Genomic DNA, 15,943 nt, shown 5'->3' with positions numbered 1-15,943 from the left:
TACGCCAGTCGACAGGCGCTGGGGGCAGGCGCTTTCCTGACTGTCCGGCCAGGCGTAGACTGCCCTGCCGCCCTACCTTATCGGCAAGTTGTGTGAACACCGTGCAAAGCAAAACCCAGCGCATCGGCCACGAGCTGCGCGCCCTGCTCGGCCTCGCCGTGCCCATCATCATCGCCCAACTGGCACATACCGCCATGGGCTTCGTCGACACCCTCATGGCCGGCCGGGTCAGTGCCGCCGACCTGGCTGCCGTAGCCCTTGGCAACTCGCTGTGGGTACCGCTGTTCCTGCTGATGACCGGCGTCCTGCTGGCCACCACACCCAAGGTTGCAGTGCGCTTTGGCGCCGGCGAGCACGCCAGCATCGGCCCACTGGTACGCCAGGCGCTCTGGCTGGCCTTGCTGACGGGCGGCCTGTGCGGCCTGCTGCTCTGGCACAGCGAACCCGTGCTGCGCCTGATGGGTGTCGATGCAGCGCTGATCCCGCCCACCATGGGTTACCTGCAGGCAGTGGCCTGCGGCTTTCCTGCCGTGGCGCTGTATCACGTGCTGCGCTGCTTCAGTGATGGCCTGGGACACACCCGACCGGCCATGGTGCTGGGCATCCTTGGCCTGCTACTGAATATTCCCCTCAACTACCTGTTCATCTACGGCAAACTCGGCCTGCCGGCAATGGGCGGTGTCGGCTGCGGCTGGGCAACCGGCCTGGTCATGTGGGCCATGTTGCTGGGTATGCTCTGGTGGGTCTGCTGGGCGCCCTACTACCGCGCCTGCCAGGTATTCCAGCGCTATGACGGGCTGCAACTGGCTGTACAGAAGCGCCTGTTGGCGGTTGGCCTGCCGATTGGCATTGCCATCTTCGCCGAAGCCAGCATCTTCTCGGTAATCGCCCTGCTGATCGGCGGCCTGGGCGCCGAGGTAGTAGCCGGCCACCAGATTGCCCTCAACTTCAGCTCCATGGTGTTCATGATTCCTTACTCGCTGGGCATGGCCGCCACGGTACGGGTTGGCCAGACCCTCGGTGCCGGCCAGCCACGTGCCGCGCGCTTTGCCGCAGGCGTGGCCATGGCCAGCGCACTGGCCTATGCCTGTCTGTCGGCCAGCAGCATGCTTTGGCTACGCGAGTCGATTGCTGCCCTATACACCCACGATGCGGCGGTGATCAGCCTCGCCGCCAGCCTGATGGTCTACACCGCGCTGTTCCAGTTTTCCGATGCCATCCAGGTCACTGCAGCCGGTGCCCTGCGCGGCTATCAGGACACCCGGGTGACCATGCTGCTCACCCTGTTCGCCTACTGGGGCATCGGCCTGCCGGTCGGCTACGGCCTGGGGCTCAGCCACTGGTTCGGTACGCCCAGCGGCCCGGCCGGTCTCTGGCAGGGTCTGGTGGTGGGGCTGACCTGTGCCGCACTGATGCTCGGCATCCGCCTGGCGCGCAGCGCTCGACGGCAGATCAGGAACGCCTGATGCGCGGCCGGGCACTGCTGATACTCAGCGCCCTGTGCCTGGCCGCCTGCCAGCCTCAGGATACGGGGCAGGCCCTGCAGGCTGATTACCTGCAGCGTCTGGCGCGGGTTCTCGACAGCCCACTGCCCAGCGCTCAGCCGCTACCGCGCAGCGACTACCGGCTGCCCGCACGCCGCACGCGCCTGCTGCCCATCGAGGAAATCCGCATCAGCCTGCTGGAGCTGCTGGTCGACATCCAGCCGTGTCCGCGCCTGCAGCAACTGCTCGGCGAGCGCAACGGCAGTCTTGGTCGACAACTCACCGCCAGCCAGCGCCTGGGTTTTGACAACGAACTGTTGCAGGCCATGCAGGACTGTCAACCTCATCTACAGGGGGCCGCCGCCGAGCGCCTGCAAGGGCTTTACCAGCAAAAGCGTGCGCAAATGCCCGCGGTATTCTGGAACGCGCTGAATGCCAGTAGCGAGTTCGAGCACCTGCTACGCGCTGCACGGCACAGCCTGCCATCCGGCCAGCCGATGGATCAGCAAGCCCTCGCTGCGCTGCAGCGCCTGGCACTGATTGGTCAGACACCGCATGCCGGCCCGCCACGCCCAGTCAGCGACGAGTTGTTCCAGGCGCTGCAACGCAATCACAGCCTGGCGCAGTTGCTGACCAGCCTGCTCAGCCTGCAACAGAGCCTGGAGCGCGGTAATGTGCTGCTGCGCGCCCGCCTACAGCGCCCGTTGTGCCCTGGCGGCTACGACAATCCACGCGCCCAGGCGGTGCTGAGGGTTTTTCAGCGCTACTACGCCGGCCAGTTGCAGCCCTACCTGGCCGAGGTGGAACAACAGGGACAGGCCTGGCAGCAGGCCCTGCAGGCGCTACGCCAGACACCCGGCATACCGCCGGCACTGGATGAGTATCTGGCCCGTTTGAGCGCTACCGAGCACTCGCTGTGGCAGTCGTTCCAGGCCAGCCGCCAGGCGCATATCGAGCACTGGCAAGCGCTACTACGCAGCTGCCAGATGGCCCCTGGCCAGCCACGCTGGCGCCTGCGCTGAGCCATAGAAAGACCTGACCGCGCAACACGCAGCTTCTCCCTGGCAAACCACTGGTCAGCCTGTCCGATTTTTTTCAATACCTGACCTTGCAGTCAGCACGACCTGTTCTACGCTCGAAAACATTGGCCATACCCCGCCCAGGATTGCCTGTAGTGGGCTTGGTGCAAGCTGTTGCCACAGTGATAGCCATCAAGACAAAACCACTGCGACGCCGGTTTGCTCACTGAATAACCTTGGCAAGAGACAACCAGCCTCTCCTGCCTGCGACCAGACTGAACATGGCAACACCTCACGGAGCGCACTGATTAAGGATAATCACATGCCCAGCCAAGCCTCCTTCCCTGTCGATTCCCGCCCTGCCGGCAACCACCAGGCCTCCAGCATGGTCTTGCTCGGCCCGTTAGTAGCGCTGGGACTAGTCGCTTGTGGGTTCCTGCTCGCTCTGGGGGGCGCCAACACAGCCACGGCTGGCGCCACGCTATGCCTGCTGGCTCTGGCCGCGCTGGCCTGTCGCATGGTCTTGCGCGGCCATCGGCAGGCACTGGCGCAACTGCAGGAACACCTGGATAGAGAGCAGCAGGCGCAACAGCTGACTCAGCAGCAAGCCACTTCACGGGGCCTGCAAGCCGTGTGCCTGCGCGCAATGCCCATCTGGTCCCAGCAAGTGGAAAGCTCACGCGAGCAGACTGAAGAAGCCATCGTCGCCCTTACTGCACGCTTCGCCGGTCTTTACGACAAACTACAAGAAGCCGTGCAGACCTCACAGCAAGCCGCCGGCAACCTGGCCACCGATCATCAGGACGGAGTGCTGGGGGTGATGGCACACAGCGAAAGCGCCCTGACCAAGGTCATCGACAGGCTCAAGGCGGCCCAATCCAGCCGCGATGAGCTTCTCCAACAGGTCCGCGGACTGACCGGATATACCGGCGAACTTCGCAGCATGGCCACCGAAGTAGCGGCTATCGCTGCACAAACCAATCTGCTGGCACTGAATGCCGCCATTGAAGCCGCCCGTGCCGGGGAAGCCGGCAGGGGATTTGCCGTTGTCGCCGACGCAGTGCGCAGCCTGTCGAGCCTATCGAGTCAAACAGGGCAAAAAATGTCTGCCACGGTGGACATTATCAACAACGCCATCCAGCAACTGGTGGAAGTCGCCGGCAATACTGCCGACAACGACAACCACTCCATCCGCAGCTCGGAAGAGAGCATCCAGCATGTGCTGGATCGCTTCCATGGCATTACCCAGAGCCTTTGCCAATCCACCGAACTGCTCCAGCAGGAAAGCGTAGGCATTCGTGACGAAATCAGTGAGGTCATGGTTGCCCTGCAATTCCAGGATCGGGTCAGCCAGATCCTGGCGCATGTCCGCAAAAACATGGAGGCGCTGCACAGTCACCTGCAGGACTGCCTTGAACAACCAGAAATGCTCCAGCAAATCGACGCAGACGCCTGGCTGGCCGACATGGCACTGACCTACGCCACCACCGAACAGCGACAGATTCACCACGGACAGGCACTGGACAACTCGCGGGAACAGGCAATCACCTTTTTCTAGGAGAAGCACATGGCTAAAACGGTAATGGTCGTCGACGACTCCAGCAGTGTTCGCCAGGTGGTCAGCATCGCCCTCAAGGGTGCCGGCTACGAGGTCATCGAAGCCTGCGACGGCAAGGATGCCCTGAACAAGCTCAGCGGACAGAAAATCCACCTGATGATCAGTGACGTGAACATGCCAAACATGGACGGCATCACGTTCGTCAAGGAAGTGAAAAAGCTCGCCAACTACAAATTCACGCCGATCATCATGCTGACCACCGAATCCCAGGAAGCCAGGAAACAGGAAGGTCAGGCTGCAGGCGCCAAAGCCTGGGTAGTCAAGCCATTCCAGCCGGCACAAATGCTGGCTGCCGTTTCCAAGCTCATATTGCCCTGACTGTCAGCCAGGAGCCCGCCATGAGCATACGCACGGAAAGCCAGGATGGCCGCACGCTGCTGCACATCGAAGGCGAAATGACGATCTACACCGCCGCCGACCTCAAGGCGCAGCTCATGCCACACCTGGGGCAGGACGGCGAGCTGGAAATCGTCCTGGCCGAGGTCTGCGAAATCGACAGTGCCGGCCTGCAACTACTGATCCTGGCCAAGCGCGAAGCCACTCGTAACGAGACAGCCTTGCGCCTGAGCCGGCATAGCCGGGCTGTGCTCGAGGTCTTCGACCTATGCAACCTGGCCGCCTTTTTCGGCGACCCACTGGTGATTGCCCATTCGCCCAACGGCTGAGCCAACGCTAAAGGAATGCCCCATGAGCACATCCCTGGATCAGGCCCTGCAAACCTACATCGCCGAAGCCCGCGAGTTGCTGGAGGAGATGGAAGCAGCATTGCTTCGTCTGGAAAGTGCACCGGATGACGCCGAAACACTCGGAGCCATTTTTCGTGCCGCACACACCATCAAGGGCTCGGCAGGCCTGTTTGGTCTTGATCCTATCGTCAGTTTTACGCATATCGTCGAAGACATCCTGCAACGCCTGCGTGACGGTAATCTTGCTGTCACGGCCCAGTTGATCGCCCTCTTGCTCGAATGCGGCGATCACATGCAACAACTGATCGAGGTGGTTGCTGTACAGGGCGGGCAACTGGACGCCACTGCCCATGCCCACGAGTGCGGCTTGCGCGAGCGCCTGTACAGCTACCAGCAAGCTGTCACCGAAGAAGCCTGCATGCCTGTGGTGCATGCCCCGGAGCCCACCATTGAGGTGTGCGACGAGCAGCACGTCAGCTCCGAGCTATGGCACATTTCCCTACGCTTCGGCCCACAGGTACTGCGCAACGGCATGGACCCACTGTCCTTTTTGCGCTACCTCAACAGCATCGGCTCGATTCAGCGCATCAGCACACTAAGCGACAGCATGCCGCCCATGGACAGCATGGACGCGGAAAGCTGTTATCTGGGCTTTGAGATCGAGCTACAAAGTGATGCCGAACGTGCCACGATCGCCGAAACCTTCGACTTCGTTCGTGACGACTGCCAGATTCATATCCTGCCACCCCACGGCAAGATCGCTGAATACATCGAGATGCTCCAGCAACTACCAGAAGACTTCTCCCGCCTGGGCGAACTGCTGGTCAGCAGCGGCGCGCTGACGCCCCAGGAGCTGGAACGCGGGCTGGCGGCCCAGGAAAACCCATCTGGCAACCAGCCCCAGCAGCTGCTCGGGGAAATTCTCCTTGAACAGCGCGTCGTGCAGCCGGCGGTCGTCCAGGCTGCACTTGACAAGCAGAGCCAGCTACAGGAGCAGCGTAGCCGTGAGCAGCGCTACGTCAGGGTGCAGGCCGACAAGCTCGATGAACTGATCAACCTGGTCGGCGAACTGGTCATTGCAGGGGCTGGAGCCAGCCTGCTGGCACAGAACTGCCAGGACGAAGCGCTGCAAGAAGCCACCTCGGTAGTCAGCGGGCTGGTTGAAGAAATCCGTGACGGCGCACTGCGTCTGCGCATGGTACCGATAGGCGATACCTTTAATCGCTTCCAGCGCGTGGTACGTGATGTCAGCCAGGAGCTGGGCAAGGACATCGAGCTGCATATCAGCGGCGCGGAGACCGAACTGGACAAGAGCGTAGTGGAGAAGATTGGTGATCCGCTGATGCACCTGCTCCGCAATGCCATGGACCACGGCATAGAACTGCCGGAAGTACGCCAGGCTGCCGGGAAGCCCAGCAAGGGCAACCTGCACCTCAACGCCTATCATGATTCCGGCAGCATCGTTATCGAGATCAGCGATGACGGGCGCGGCCTTGACCGTCAACGCATCCTGCAAAAGGCCCGTGAGCGAGACCTGATCAGCAGTACCGCCACACCTACGGATGCGGAACTGTACAACCTGATTTTCGAAGCCGGGTTCTCGACAGCCAGTGCCATCACCAGCTTATCCGGACGTGGTGTAGGCATGGATGTCGTCAAACGCAACATCACCGCCCTGCGTGGCAGCGTGGAGCTGGATAGCCAGCCAGGCCTCGGCACCCGCGTGCGCATTCGCCTACCACTGACCCTGGCCATTATCGATGGTTTTCTGGTGGGCATCAGCCAGGCCAGCTATGTCGTGCCGCTGAACATGGTGCAGGAATGCGTGGAACTATCTGCCGATGATCGGCGCGCCACGCGCGAGCGTGGCTACCTCAATTTGCGGGGCGAGGTACTGCCACTGATTTTCCTGCGCGAACACTTCAACATCGACGGTAGCCCGGGGCGGCGTGAAAACGTAGTGGTCGTACGCTGTGCCGAGCACAAGGCCGGCCTGGTTGTCGATGAGTTGCTGGGCGAATTCCAGACGGTTATCAAACCGTTGGGCAAGCTGTTCAGCACATTACGCGGGATCAGTGGTTCAACCATTCTTGGCAACGGTGCCGTAGCCCTGATTCTCGATGTACCCGCCCTGGTGCTGCAGATTACCCGCCAGGCATCTCACGCCGCCCAGCAACCCGCTGCGCTGTCGATTTGCGCTCGCTAAACAAGCGGTGCACAGCAAGGAACCATGCACATGCCATGACAGACACATCGAGCACAGATAACTGACACGGTTGCGCGACCCAGCCCGACAGCAGGTCAGCCAGATTGCCGCATCGCTTAACTTGAGAAAAGGGATAGAACTCATGCTCAACAATATGAAAGTCGCAACCAAGCTGGCCCTGGGCTTCGGTGTGCTGATCATCATGCTGACTATTGTGTCCTTTATCGGCATCAGCCGAATGGGCCAGATCAATGAGTCGCTGGATCAGGTCATGGAGCAACGCTGGCCAAGGACCGAAATGGCCTATGGCATCGTGGAGCGAACCAACACCATCGCCATTGCCTTGCGCAACATGATGCTGACCGACGACCCGCAGGACCGTGCCCAGCAGCGACAGACCATTCTGCAAACCCGTGCTGAACTGGGCGCCATCATCGACAAACTGGAAAAGGAACTGACCTCCGTCAGGGGCCTGGAACTACTCCAGGAAATCATCCAGCACCGCCAGGCCTATGTCGCCAGCCAGGATCAACTGCTGCAACTCATCGAGCAGGGCTCTCCCGAGCAATCACGGCAATACCTGCAAAATGAATTGCGCCCCATACTGATCGCCTACCAGACCAGCGCCAAAGGACTGCAAGCCTATCAGGCTGAGCTGCTGGTCGCCTCGGGTGAGGCCGCGCACAAGAATTACCTGAATGCCCGCCTGCTCATGCTGATTGCCGCAGGCACTGCGGTACTGGTCGCGCTCGTCGCCGCCTGGCTGATTACCCGCAATCTGACACGCCAACTCGGCGGCGAGCCGGGCTATGTGGCGAGAATTGCCCAGCAAGTCGCCAATGGCGACCTGACGGTGGATATCAACCTGCGCAAGGACGACAGCAGCAGCCTGCTTGCCTCGATCAGGGATATGGTCGGCAAGCTGGCACAGATCATCGGCGAAGTACGCAACTCGGCGGACAGCCTGGCCAGCGCCTCCGAGCAGGTCAGCGCCACTGCTCAAGCGATGAGCCAGGCAACCAGTGAACAGGCCGCCAGCGTCGAGGAAACCAGCGCTTCCATTGAACAAATGAGCGCGAGCATCAACCAGAACACGGAAAACGCCAAGGTCACCGACGGCATGGCCAGCAAGGCGGCCAAAGAAGCTACTGAGGGAGGCGAGTCGGTGCAGCAGACGGTCGCCGCCATGAAACAGATTGCCCAGCGCATCAGCATCATCGACGACATTGCCTACCAAACCAACCTGCTGGCGCTTAACGCCGCTATCGAAGCCGCCCGGGCCGGCGAGCATGGCAAGGGATTTGCCGTGGTGGCCGCCGAGGTCCGCAAGCTGGCTGAACGCAGCCAGATTGCCGCACAGGAAATTGGCGAGCTGTCGTCCAGCAGCGTGGAGCTGGCCGAGAAAGCCGGCAAACTGCTCGACGCCATGCTGCCTTCAATCAACAAGACCTCCGACCTGGTACAGGAGATCAGCGCAGCGTCCGAGGAGCAATCCAGTGGCGTGGCGCAGATCAATACGGCGATGACCCAGCTCAACCAGATCACCCAGCAGAACGCCTCCAGCAGTGAGGAACTGGCCGCCACCGCCGAAGAAATGAGCAGCCAGGCCGAGCAACTGCAGCAGGCCATGAGTTTCTTCAGCGTATCCGGTTCGACCGGCACAGCACACAAGGCCGTCGTACATCGCGCCATGCGCGCCGGCAAGCCTGCTCACGTGCCGTTGCACACCCCGGCCAACAGCTCGCTGCATGCCGCAAACAGTCCGGCGGAAGCCGACTTCACCCGCTTCTAGAGGAGGTCAGCATGGGTGCTCTGCTCACTCGCGAAACGGACCTACGCCAGTCCCAGGAAGAGGCGCAATACCTGACCTTCATGCTCAGTGGAGAAATGTTTGCCATTGGCATACTGGGCATCAAGGAGATACTCGAATACGGCCAGCTCACCAGCGTCCCCATGATGCCGGCCTTTGTGCGCGGGGTGATCAACCTGCGTGGTGCCGTGGTGCCCGTCATCGACCTGTCGGCGCGCTTTGGGCGGCATAACGCAGAGGTCACAAGGCGCAGTTGCATCGTCATCATCGAGGCCGATAGCGATGGCAATACACAGGATATTGGCCTGATGGTCGACTCCGTTTCGGCTGTGCTGGAGATCGCCCGCAGCGAGATCGAACCGCCCCCAGCGTTCGGCGCGAAGATTCGTGCGGACTTCATTAGCGGCATGGCCAAGGTCAACGGCGCCTTTGTCATCGTGCTGAATGTTGACCAGGTGCTGTCCGTCGATGAAATGACCCTGCTCTCCGAAGCCAGCGGCCCCGCACTCGCCACCCCCAGCTAAAACGAACAGGGCTCGGCCAAGGACGCAATACGATGGATGTCACCCCACTACAGGATGGCGAATTCCAACAGTTCCGCGGCTGGTTGTACCGCACCGCGGGAATCAGCCTCAGCCCTGCCAAGAAAGCTCTGGTAGCCGGGCGCCTGAGCAAGCGCCTGAAATACCACCAACTACAAAGCTATGGTGACTACTTCCAACTGATCATGAGCAAAACGCCGGGGGAGGAGCAACAGATTGCCCTGGACCTGCTCACCACCAATGAAACCTATTTTTTCCGTGAGCCCCGGCATTTCGACTTCCTGCGTAGCCAGGTACTCGGCAAGCCGCTCAGTGGCAGGCCTTTTCGCCTGTGGAGTGCCGCCAGCTCAACCGGCGAAGAGCCCTATAGCCTTGCCATGACCCTGGCGGACTGCCTGGGTAGTGCGCCTTGGGAAATCCTTGCCTCGGATATCAGCAGCCAGGTACTGGCCCAGGCACGCAGTGGCCACTACCCACTGGCGCGTGCACGCCACATCGGCAAGCCGCAACTGTTCAGATATTGCCTGAAAGGCACCGGCAGGCAGGAAGGCACCTTTTTGATCGAACGCCACTTGCGCGAGCGCGTGCACTTCATGCAGATCAACCTCAACCAGACGCTTCCGCCAATAGGCGAGTTTGAGGTCATTTTCCTGCGCAACGTGATGATCTATTTCGATCAGCCCACCAAGCAGCAGGTCGTAGCGCGCATGCTGCCTTTGCTCAGGACAGGGGGCTATTTCATCGTTAGCCACTCGGAAAGCCTAAATGGCGTCACCGATGCCTTGGAACTCATCAGCCCGTCGATCTACCGCAAGCCATGAATACCGCTGACAGCATGCAACTCGTTACTCTGCAACCGGGCGAATTCCACTTCGGCGGTGCCAATACACGTATTCAGACACTGCTCGGCTCATGTGTTGCCATCACCCTGTGGCACCCCATACGCCGCATTGGTGGCATGTGCCACTACATGCTACCCAGCCGGCATACCTCCACCCATGAGCTGGACGGCAGGTACGCCGAAGAGGCCATGCAGATGTTCCTGCGGCAGGCCGCACGCCATGGCACCTTACCCCAGGAATATCAGGTCAAACTGTTCGGCGGCGGCAACATGTTCCCTGCCTTCAGCAAACCTTCCGCACAGGGCAGCGTGGCTGAAAACAACATCGCAGCGGCACGTCGGCTGGTTGCCCGACATCAACTGCAACTGGTCGCCGAAAGCCTGGGCCACACGGGTCACCGCCAGGTCCTTTTCGATATTGCCACGGGCGACGTATGGGTACGCCACCACCGCCTGACAGGGAGTTGACGTACCGATGAGGAAAATCAAGGTCTTGCTGGTAGACGACTCTGCGGTGGTACGTCAGGTCGTCCTGGCCTTGCTGGAGCGCGAACCGGACATACAGGTCATTGGCACCGCCTCCGACCCGTTGTTCGCCATGGGCAAGATGGCCAAGCAGTGGCCGGATGTCATTCTGCTTGACGTGGAGATGCCCCGCATGGACGGCATCACCTTCTTGCGCAAGATCATGGCAGAGCGCCCCACTCCGGTAGTGATTTGCTCATCACTGACGGAAAAGGGAGCAGAAACCACGCTACAGGCTTTGGCAGCCGGCGCTGTCGAAATCATCAGCAAACCCAAAATTGGCCTGAAAAGCTTCCTGCAGGACTCCGCCGCGGAACTGCTAGCTGCCATCCGGGCTGCAGCCCAAGCCAACCTGAATCAACTGCTCAAACATGCAGCCAGCGCCCCCCCAGTACCCGCCAAACTACATGCCGATGCCATTCTGCCGGCAGGCAACGGGCAGGCGATGGCACAAACCACCGAGCGCGTCGTCGCCATCGGCACCTCCACCGGCGGCACGCAGGCACTGGAAGTCGTGTTGACGGCCTTGCCACGGGTATGCCCGGGTATCGTGATCGTGCAACACATGCCGGAAAAGTTCACCGCCTCTTTCGCGGAGCGACTGAACAGTCTGGCGCAGATCGAGATTCGTGAGGCTAGAAACAATGACCGGGTCATTCCCGGCCTGGCGCTCATCGCCCCCGGCGGCAAGCACATGCTGCTCAAGCGTAGCGGCGCCTACTATCACGTCGAGGTGGTCAATGGGCCGCTGGTCAACCGCCACCGTCCGTCAGTGGATGTACTGTTTCGTTCGGTGGCGCGCTTCGCCGGGCGCAATGCCACCGGCATCATCATGACCGGCATGGGCGATGATGGCGCCCGCGGCCTCAAGGAGCTACATGACAGCGGCGCACGTACCTACGCTCAGGACGAAGCGAGCTGTGTGGTATTTGGCATGCCCAAGGAGGCAATCAAGCTGGGCGGCGTCGACCAGGTCATCAACCTGCACGCCATTGCGTCCGTGATACTCACTTGACTGACACCCAGCCTGCTCAGGCCTGCTTGCGTATCCAGTAGCGAAAGACGTCTGCCTCGGCCTCTTGCTGCACCAGCTCATGACCAAGGAACAGGCAGAACTTGGGGATATCACGCTGCGTCGAGGGATCGCTGGCGATGACTTCCAGCAACGCACCCGGCGCCAAATCGCGGACCTTGTTGTGCAACATCATCACCGGCTCAGGGCAGAACAATCCGGTGGCATCCAGGGTGGCATCAGCGATCAGGGGCATGGTCTTACTCCACAAACAGGTCGGCATTCTCCCCCATCGGACGCCGTAGGTCATCTACCCAGGCGCCGCAGGTGACAGGTCACCTCTTCTCGGTCGTGGTAGAGCTGCTTGCAGGCGATGGAGACCTTGAGTTTGCGCGCGGCAAAGCCTTCCTGGAGTCGTTCAAGCAGGCGACGCACCTCGGCATAACGCTGCTTCATCGGCAGCTTGAGGTTGACCACCGCCTCGCGGCAATGTCCCTCACCAATCCAGCGCTCCACCATGGCGGCCGTACGTGCGGGCTTTTCCACGATATCGCAGACCATCCAGTCCACCGGCTGCCTGGGTGTCCAGGTAAAACCATCAACCATCAGGTGCTGCACCAGACCGGTGTCCATCAGGCTCTCGGCCATGGGCCCGTTGTCGATAGCAGTGACCAGCATGCCGCGGCGAACCAACTGATAGGTCCAGCCGCCGGGCGCCGCACCCAGGTCGACCCCGGTCATCTCGCCAGACAAACGCTCATCCCACTGTTCACGGGGGATAAAGGTATGCCAGGCCTCTTCCAGCTTGAGGGTCGAGCGACTCGGCGCCTCGCGAGGGAATTTCAGCCGTGGAATGCCCATCGGCCACAGTGCGCAATTGCTCGCTTCAGCCAGGCCAACAAAGACCTCCCGACCGCTCTTGAAGCTCAGCAGCAAACGTGGTTTGTGCGCATCTTCAAGCAGCCTGCCGGCCTTGAGCAACGCCTTGCGCAGAGGCGCCTCGAACTTCTTGCAGAAATTCGACAGTTCCTTACCCGCATTGCTGTCAAACACCTCCAGCCACAGGCTACCCGCACAGGGATAGTCCTGCAGCGCCTCCAGCAGGACACTGATACGGTCCTGCTCCGGCAACGCCAGCCAGCCACCCCGTGCCCACTGGCGAATGAAAATCAGCTGATTAAAACGCAATCCGTGCATCAGGCGCTGCGCACCATCGGCTTCGCTGCAAACGAACTCCGCATAGGCGCTAGCCGGTTTGCCACGCGCAAAACCAGTCACCTGCAAGGCTGCGGCGTATTCACTGATTTCGGCACAGGCTTCACCTTCAAAACCAGGACGGCAGTGCAGCAACAGGGTATTCATCGATCAAGGCTCCTCAGCAGGCGCCCATGATAAACGCTGTCACGATTACCCGCCCGTCCGGCGACTTCCCTATCGCTCAACAACTGCTAGTTTTAAGCAATGCAATACCTCCCATGAGGTAATATGTCGCACCCTAAAGGGGAATCCCGCCCCTACACCGATGGATGCTCACCATGCGCAACAACCAGCCCGTCACCCAGCAAGAACGTCGTTTCCCGGACGAGCAGCGCCTGATCTCCATCACCGACCTGCACGGTCGCATCCGCTACTGCAATGACGCATTCGTGCAGATCAGTGGTTTCGACCGCGAGCAACTGGTCGGCGCAGAGCACAATATCGTCCGCCATCCGGATGTGCCGCCTGCGGTCTTCGCACACATGTGGCAGCACCTCAAGCAAGGCAAGCCGTGGATGGGCATCGTCAAAAACCGCTGCCAGAACGGTGATCACTACTGGGTCAATGCCTATGTCACACCGATTTTTGAAGGCGGCACGATCACTGGCTACGAGTCCGTACGTAGCAAGCCAACGCCCGGCCAGATCCGGCGCGCCGAACAACTCTACCGCCGACTGAACAACGGACAACCAGCCATCGCCTCCAGCCATCGCTGGCTGCCGCTCGCCCAGGACTGGCTACCCTTTATCCTCATCAGTCAGATCGGCTTCCTGATTGGTAGCTGGCTCGGCAGCGGCTGGGGCTTTGCCCTCGCTGCCCTGCTCAGCGTCCCCCTGGGCCTGGCTGGCCTGCACTGGCAACAGCGGGTCATTCGCCGCCTGCTACGTCACGCCGAAGACACCAGCTGCGACGCCCTGACGGCCAGCATGTACACCGACAGCCGCGGCGCCGAAGCACGCCTGGAAATGGCCATGCACAGCCAGCGCGCCCACCTACGCACCTGCCTTACACGCCTGCAGGAAAGCGCCATGCACCTCTACCAGCAAGCCACCCAGGCCGAGGAACTGGCACAACACAGCGCCCACAGCCTGCATCAGCAGCGCCTGGAAAGCGAACAGGTAGCCACTGCCGTACAGCAGATGGCTGCCACCACAGGCGAAGTCGCGCAACATGTGCAGCAGGCTGCACAAGCCAGCCAGCAGGCGCGCCAACTGAGCGGCCAGGGCCAGCAGGTGGCCGACGGTACCCGTGCAGCCATCGAGCAATTGGCCACTCTGATCAGTGGCAGCAGTGACACGGTAGCCCGAGTGGCCGAGGATAGCCGTGAAATCGGCGGGATGGTCGAAGTCATCCGCAGCATCGCCGAACAGACCAACCTGCTGGCCCTGAATGCAGCCATCGAGGCAGCCAGAGCCGGCGACATGGGCCGCGGCTTCGCTGTGGTAGCCGATGAAGTACGTGCCTTGGCGCAACGTACCGGTCAGTCCACCGAGCAGATCCAGCAACTAATCAGCCGCCTGCAGCAAACCGCCCAGGCCGCCGTGGACAGCATGCGCAACGGACAAGACCAGGCCGCCGCAGGCGTACAGCGCGTGCTGGACAGCCATCTGGCCCTGCAGGGCATCAATCAGGCAGTCGCCGAGATCAGCGGCATGACCGAACAGATCGCCAGCGCCATGGAAGAGCAAAGCAGCGTAGCCCTACAGATCAGTCACAGCATCAGCAGCATTGCCACGCATACCGAACAGGCCTCCCAGGAAGCACAACGCACCTCGCAGCTCAGTGAAACGCTCAAACAGACAGCGGCCAGCCAACAGGCCCTGGTCGAGCGTTTCAATCGCTGAGCTGTTGCCGGACAAAGGCGGCCGTCTGCCGGGCAGCTTCGCGGATCAATGCCGCTTGATCCAGAGCACTGCGCCGCAGGGCTTTGAAGTCATGGTCGGCATCGACCAGCCAGTGCAGGCGCACACTGGCCGACAGCGCGTAGCCGGACACCTCCTCGCGCCGCCCGAAGGGATCTCGCTCACCCTGCACGATCAGCGCCGGCATACGCAGCGCCTGCAAATGCGCGATGCGCAGCTTGTCCGGCTTGCCCGGCGGGCGAAAGGGATAGCCGAAGCACACTACCGGCAATGCCAATTCATCCGCCAACAGACTGGCCATGCGCCCCCCCATTGACTTGCCGGCCAGCACCAGCGGCCCAGTGCTACGCAGGCGTGCGTCCGCCACACGCGCACGCCAGCTGTCGAGTAGCTGCGCCTGGGGATTGGGCGGTCGACGGCGCCCATCGGTACGCCGTGCCGCCATATAGGGAAACTCGAAACGCCATACCGCCAGGCCCTCGCCCAGCAACTGTGCTACCAGTTGCTCAAGGAACTCACTGTCCATCCCGGCACCCGCGCCATGCGCCAGCAACAGGGTTGCCCAGGGCTCGGCAGGTGCGGCAAACAGCCACCCTTCAAGCCCCTGATAGGTGTGTGGGCATTGATCCTTGTCAATAACCGCCCCCTTTGCATTGCTCATGCTTACCTCGCAACTTGCCAACCCTGTCTCAAGTCCCCATACGGGCGGTTTTTCCGTGCGTCTGGACGATGCGTGACAGCGCCATAACAGTGGATGGAAGCCCTCAACATGAGCACATCAATCACACAGACTGCTTATAACTATAAAGTAGTCCGCCAATTCGCCATCATGACGGTGGTGTGGGGGATCGTCGGCATGGCCGTCGGTGTCCTACTCGCCGCCCAGTTGGTCTGGCCCGACCTCAACCTCAACCTGCCGTGGACCAGCTTCGGTCGTCTGCGCCCGCTGCACACCAACGCGGTCATCTTCGCCTTTGGCGGCTGTGCCCTGTTCGCTACGTCCTACTACGCCGTACAACGCACCTGCCAGACCCGCCTGTTTTCGGACGGCCTGGCTGCCTTCACCTTCTGGGGCTGGCAA

16 protein-coding genes and 1 pseudogene are annotated in these 15,943 nt (G+C 61.3%); 14 read left to right on the top strand and 3 right to left on the bottom strand.

The annotated features are described in order from the left end of the window. Positions 1-101 precede the first annotated feature (101 nt). From CFY91_RS10565 to CFY91_RS10515, 11 genes are all read left to right on the top strand, one after another. The gene (locus tag CFY91_RS10565; RefSeq protein WP_279305026.1) at positions 102-1,466 is read left to right on the top strand and encodes an MATE family efflux transporter; all 1,365 of its coding nucleotides are present in this window, start codon (positions 102-104) and stop codon (positions 1,464-1,466) included. Then, positions 1,466-2,506, top strand: coding sequence for a DUF3080 family protein (locus CFY91_RS10560; protein WP_093986335.1), 1,041 nt, complete (start codon positions 1,466-1,468; stop codon positions 2,504-2,506). Before CFY91_RS10565 ends, CFY91_RS10560 begins: the two co-directional genes overlap by 1 nt. A gap of 319 nt (positions 2,507-2,825) precedes the next feature. After that, entirely contained in the window at positions 2,826-4,061 is a 1,236-nt protein-coding gene (locus CFY91_RS10555; protein ID WP_371870520.1) for a methyl-accepting chemotaxis protein, read from the top strand. 9 nt (positions 4,062-4,070) lie between these two features. Further along, positions 4,071-4,439, top strand: a complete 369-nt coding sequence (locus CFY91_RS10550) for a response regulator (protein ID WP_093986334.1) — start codon at positions 4,071-4,073, stop codon at positions 4,437-4,439. A gap of 20 nt (positions 4,440-4,459) precedes the next feature. Then, a complete protein-coding gene (locus CFY91_RS10545) occupies positions 4,460-4,786 on the top strand; it encodes an STAS domain-containing protein (protein ID WP_093986333.1) in 327 nt (108 codons plus the stop codon). A gap of 22 nt (positions 4,787-4,808) precedes the next feature. Further along, on the top strand, positions 4,809-7,013 hold the full coding sequence (locus tag CFY91_RS10540; protein WP_093986332.1) for a chemotaxis protein CheA: 2,205 nt from the start codon (positions 4,809-4,811) through the stop codon (positions 7,011-7,013). Positions 7,014-7,155: 142 nt separating this feature from the next. Continuing rightward, on the top strand, positions 7,156-8,805 hold the full coding sequence (locus tag CFY91_RS16325; RefSeq protein ID WP_093986331.1) for a methyl-accepting chemotaxis protein: 1,650 nt from the start codon (positions 7,156-7,158) through the stop codon (positions 8,803-8,805). An 11-nt stretch (positions 8,806-8,816) separates the two neighbouring features. Next, complete coding sequence (locus CFY91_RS10530) at positions 8,817-9,347, top strand: chemotaxis protein CheW (RefSeq protein ID WP_093986330.1); 531 nt, start codon at positions 8,817-8,819, stop codon at positions 9,345-9,347. A gap of 32 nt (positions 9,348-9,379) precedes the next feature. Then, on the top strand, positions 9,380-10,186 hold the full coding sequence (locus CFY91_RS10525) for a CheR family methyltransferase (RefSeq protein WP_093986329.1): 807 nt from the start codon (positions 9,380-9,382) through the stop codon (positions 10,184-10,186). A 14-nt stretch (positions 10,187-10,200) separates the two neighbouring features. Next, a complete protein-coding gene (locus tag CFY91_RS10520; protein WP_229727156.1) occupies positions 10,201-10,674 on the top strand; it encodes a chemotaxis protein CheD in 474 nt (157 codons plus the stop codon). A 7-nt stretch (positions 10,675-10,681) separates the two neighbouring features. Beyond that, on the top strand, positions 10,682-11,746 hold the full coding sequence (locus CFY91_RS10515) for a protein-glutamate methylesterase/protein-glutamine glutaminase (protein ID WP_093986327.1): 1,065 nt from the start codon (positions 10,682-10,684) through the stop codon (positions 11,744-11,746). A 16-nt stretch (positions 11,747-11,762) separates the two neighbouring features. Here the strand turns inward: CFY91_RS10515 and tusA are convergent, their stop codons facing one another. Both tusA and rlmM read right to left on the bottom strand, forming a co-directional pair. Next, positions 11,763-11,999: a sulfurtransferase TusA gene (tusA, locus tag CFY91_RS10510; RefSeq protein ID WP_093986326.1), complete on the bottom strand. Its 237-nt coding sequence runs from the start codon at positions 11,997-11,999 to the stop codon at positions 11,763-11,765. A gap of 50 nt (positions 12,000-12,049) precedes the next feature. After that, positions 12,050-13,105 carry a 23S rRNA (cytidine(2498)-2'-O)-methyltransferase RlmM gene (gene rlmM, locus CFY91_RS10505; RefSeq protein ID WP_093986325.1) on the bottom strand — a complete coding sequence of 352 codons (1,056 nt, stop codon included), beginning with the start codon at positions 13,103-13,105 and terminating at the stop codon, positions 12,050-12,052. Between the two features lie 164 nt (positions 13,106-13,269). Between rlmM and CFY91_RS16525 the strand changes: the two are divergent. Further along, a pseudogene (locus tag CFY91_RS16525) lies at positions 13,270-13,599 on the top strand (PAS domain-containing protein); the annotation flags it as partial. Positions 13,600-13,926: 327 nt separating this feature from the next. Continuing rightward, on the top strand, positions 13,927-14,844 hold the full coding sequence (locus tag CFY91_RS16520; RefSeq protein WP_425439756.1) for a methyl-accepting chemotaxis protein: 918 nt from the start codon (positions 13,927-13,929) through the stop codon (positions 14,842-14,844). Here the strand turns inward: CFY91_RS16520 and CFY91_RS10495 are convergent. Continuing rightward, positions 14,834-15,523 carry an alpha/beta family hydrolase gene (locus CFY91_RS10495; RefSeq protein WP_133063684.1) on the bottom strand — a complete coding sequence of 230 codons (690 nt, stop codon included), beginning with the start codon at positions 15,521-15,523 and terminating at the stop codon, positions 14,834-14,836. The genes CFY91_RS16520 and CFY91_RS10495 overlap by 11 nt on opposite strands. A gap of 108 nt (positions 15,524-15,631) precedes the next feature. Here CFY91_RS10495 and CFY91_RS10490 point away from each other — a divergent pair. Continuing rightward, positions 15,632-15,943, top strand: a 312-nt coding sequence (locus tag CFY91_RS10490; RefSeq protein WP_207759392.1) for a cbb3-type cytochrome c oxidase subunit I, incomplete at its 3' end; no start/stop codon positions are given.

Source organism: Pseudomonas fluvialis (assembly GCF_002234375.1).
Lineage (GTDB): Bacteria > Pseudomonadota > Gammaproteobacteria > Pseudomonadales > Pseudomonadaceae > Aquipseudomonas > Aquipseudomonas fluvialis.
This window is presented reverse-complemented; position numbering and strand designations above follow the sequence as displayed.